This is a genomic window from Rhizobium sp. SVR5-2C (genome assembly GCF_056755115.1).
Genome location: NZ_JBNDHT010000268.1, coordinates 1 through 2,674 on the forward strand (window position 1 = coordinate 1; position 2,674 = coordinate 2,674).

Below are 2,674 nucleotides of genomic sequence, written 5' to 3' on the forward strand. Positions count from 1 at the left end.
CGCCCGCCCGAAATCCGCTCGCCGCAAGGCAAAGGTAGCCTAGCCAACGTCATCAAAGATCGAGATCCGTCATGCTCTCCAGATCCGTGCACCAACGCCGCTTCGCACCGCAACCCGCCGCTACCGCCGCAAATACCGAAACTAAAAACCGCTGGAGCGAACTCAAAATTGGATAAAACTTGGGGGCAAGGTCACTAGCAATCCAGTTTGCTAACCGGCAGTGACACGTGAAAAGTTGCCCCGCCAGAAAGACCGGCTTCGGCCCAGAGGTGTCCGTCGTGTGATTCGACGATGCTGCGACATATGGCTAGACCTAGTCCCAACCCGTCAGCCTTGGTCGTGAAGAATGCGTCGAACAACCGAGTAAGGTTCTCATGAGGTATTCCAGGGCCTGTATCCGAGACCGCGACCTTCGCCACGCCGGGGGGTAGATAGCTCGAAGTTAGGTGTATATCTCGTGACGAGGAGGCAGTCGCCCCGACGGCCTCTACCGCGTTCGATAGCAGATTCAAGACCACTTGCTGAATCTGAACGCGGTCAACAAAAATCGTTGGCATTTGATCATCGAAATCAGTTTGGATGGATACTCTTCTCAAGCTTGCGTGCGGCATTACCAGAGTCATGGTCTCGACGAGTAGCGCGTTTAAGTCGACTGCCTCGCGCTTGGGCGGCTCCTTCTTCATCAGCCTGCGCGTCCGGTCGAGAATTTTACCGGCCCTGAGCCCCTCAGCGGCGATACCTTGAAGCGTCTTCCGAGCCTCAGAGATGTTCGGCGGCTCATTCCTCAACCAGTTCAGTGCGGCGTAGCTGTTGGTCACGACACTCGCAAGTGGTTGCCTCAGCTCATGGGAGATTGCAGCGGACATTTGGCCGATCGTAGCCACACGATTAGCATGGGCAAGCGTGGCTTCGATGTGTGTTCGCTCTGTAATTTCGCGAACTAATTTGTCATGGCTGGCCGCGAGTTCAGCGGTCCTGAGGCCAACCAGACGATCAAGTTCTGCCGCGCGGCGCTGTTGCTCCGAAAGCCGCGCGTTATACTGCAGGCAGACGACCGCCTGGTTCACTGTGGCCTTCAGGAGCAGCCGCTCCGGTTGCTGCGGGAACTCGGCGCGGCGGGCACCGACAATGGCCACACCGAATTCGTTCTGCAGGCCGATTCCAGAATAGATGAACGACAACTCCTCATTATTATGCTGGATTCTGCTCCCGTCGTTTAGGACTTCGGCGGAGGAGGAGAGCCAAACGGCCAGCGCGGAGTTCAGGATTTCGATGCTGACCTGGTCTGACCAATTCGTAGAATTCCGGCTTATCTCGATCGCCTTTTCGCGGTCATAGCCCTGCAGGCGAACAAACACAAAGTCTGCACGGAGAGCATCGGTAAGCACGTCCGCTAGATTGTTGGCCATACGGGTTGAGCTTGCGCCAGACCAAACCGCTGGCAGCGTCAGGATGCCGAGTAGATCGCCGATGCAAGCTTTCAGATTTCTGATCTCCGTGCTTTGTGGATCATCTGCTTGCATTGGCAATCGCCTCCTTCAAGCGGCCCGCTTTCCTCTAGAGCAGCGAGCGCAGGCGTCGTTTCTCCTTAATTGCCCGCTGGCCCGTTCTATGTCATCTTAGGCCGGCAGGTCTGAGAAGGCTACCTCCCGCGTGAGGCCGGCTCCCAATGGAGATAGTCAGGCAGCTAGCAGCCCAACGTTCGGAGGATGCTATGAGCAGCGTTTATCATTCGATAGGAGCCCTTTCACAGAGCACGAAGCGTGAGCTTCCCGATGCTTTAGGGCATATCTGCGGACTGTTTCTTGACGCGGATGAGGAGTACCGCGTGCTCCTACCGTTCATAAAGGAAGGGTTGGATAAAGGCGAGAGGGCGCATCACGTTGTTGACCCCTCCCGGAAGGAGGAACACATCCACCGTATGACGGCGGCCGGAATAGATGTGGATGCGGTTAGGAAGTCCGGCCAATTCCTGCTTCGCGACTGGTCTGATATCTTTTTCAAAGATGGCGCCTTTGAGCAAAAAAGGGTCTTTGCAGCGTTCTCGGATGTGAGCATCGAAAGCACCCGGTTAGGATATCCCCGGACCCGGTTTATCGGGCACATGGAATGGGCGGTTGCGGGCGACCGCGATGAGCTCATCGAGTATGAAGCGAGCTTTGAGCAGAGTGTGAGCCAATCTCCACCTAACGGAGACGCTGTGATCTGCGTATATCGCATCGAGAACTGGGGCGGCGACTTGGTCATTAGGAGTCTTAGGACTCACCCGCTCGTTATAATAGGAGGCGTGCTCCACGAGAACCCGTTTTATATCAGACCCGAAGAGGTGTTATCTGACCTGAGGCTTCGTAGAGCGGCCCATCAAAGATGTTGCTGAGTATTTCGTTGGCGTTCAAGGTCTTCGTGCGGAGGGCAAAGTTCCCAACAGCTGTTATTTGCCGCAGCCGTTAGCTCACCGGCACATTTACCCCCGTTGTGCATCGCAAGTCCGGTTCGCTTAGCCTCGCGGGCCTTCAGCAGCTTCAAATAGGTCTGAAAGTCTTTGAAGAGTAAGCGCGATTTTCCCTGCACGTTGACGGGTGCGATACCGATGGATCGTCGTAAGCGGTGTCCCGGTCGCACCTTGACCAACATGCTTCAAGTAGTTTCGAGGATTGCCGCCATGACGAGACGG

General features: G+C 55.9%; 3 protein-coding genes. 2 read left to right on the forward strand and 1 reads right to left on the reverse strand.

The features are described from left to right. On the forward strand, window positions 1–198 hold a 198-nt coding region (locus ACPYOI_RS35405; RefSeq protein WP_481424092.1), incomplete at its 5' end, for a hypothetical protein. Here the strand turns inward: ACPYOI_RS35405 and ACPYOI_RS35410 are convergent. Next, window positions 195–1,523 carry a sensor histidine kinase gene (locus tag ACPYOI_RS35410; protein WP_481424093.1) on the reverse strand — a complete coding sequence of 443 codons (1,329 nt, stop codon included), beginning with the start codon at window positions 1,521–1,523 and terminating at the stop codon, window positions 195–197. The two genes, ACPYOI_RS35405 and ACPYOI_RS35410, sit on opposite strands and share 4 nt — an antisense overlap. 191 nt (window positions 1,524–1,714) lie before the next feature. Between ACPYOI_RS35410 and ACPYOI_RS35415 the strand changes: the two genes are divergently transcribed. Next, window positions 1,715–2,377, forward strand: a complete 663-nt coding sequence (locus ACPYOI_RS35415) for an MEDS domain-containing protein (RefSeq protein ID WP_481424094.1) — start codon at window positions 1,715–1,717, stop codon at window positions 2,375–2,377. Window positions 2,378–2,674: the final 297 nt, after the last annotated feature.

What these genes read in the sequence shown, in the direction of transcription:
- ACPYOI_RS35410 (WP_481424093.1), bottom strand. Translation starts at nt 1,523, where the DNA reads ATGCAAGCAGATGATCCACAAAGCACGGAGATCAGAAATCTGAAAGCT.
- ACPYOI_RS35415 (WP_481424094.1), top strand. Translation starts at nt 1,715, where the DNA reads ATGAGCAGCGTTTATCATTCGATAGGAGCCCTTTCACAGAGCACGAAG.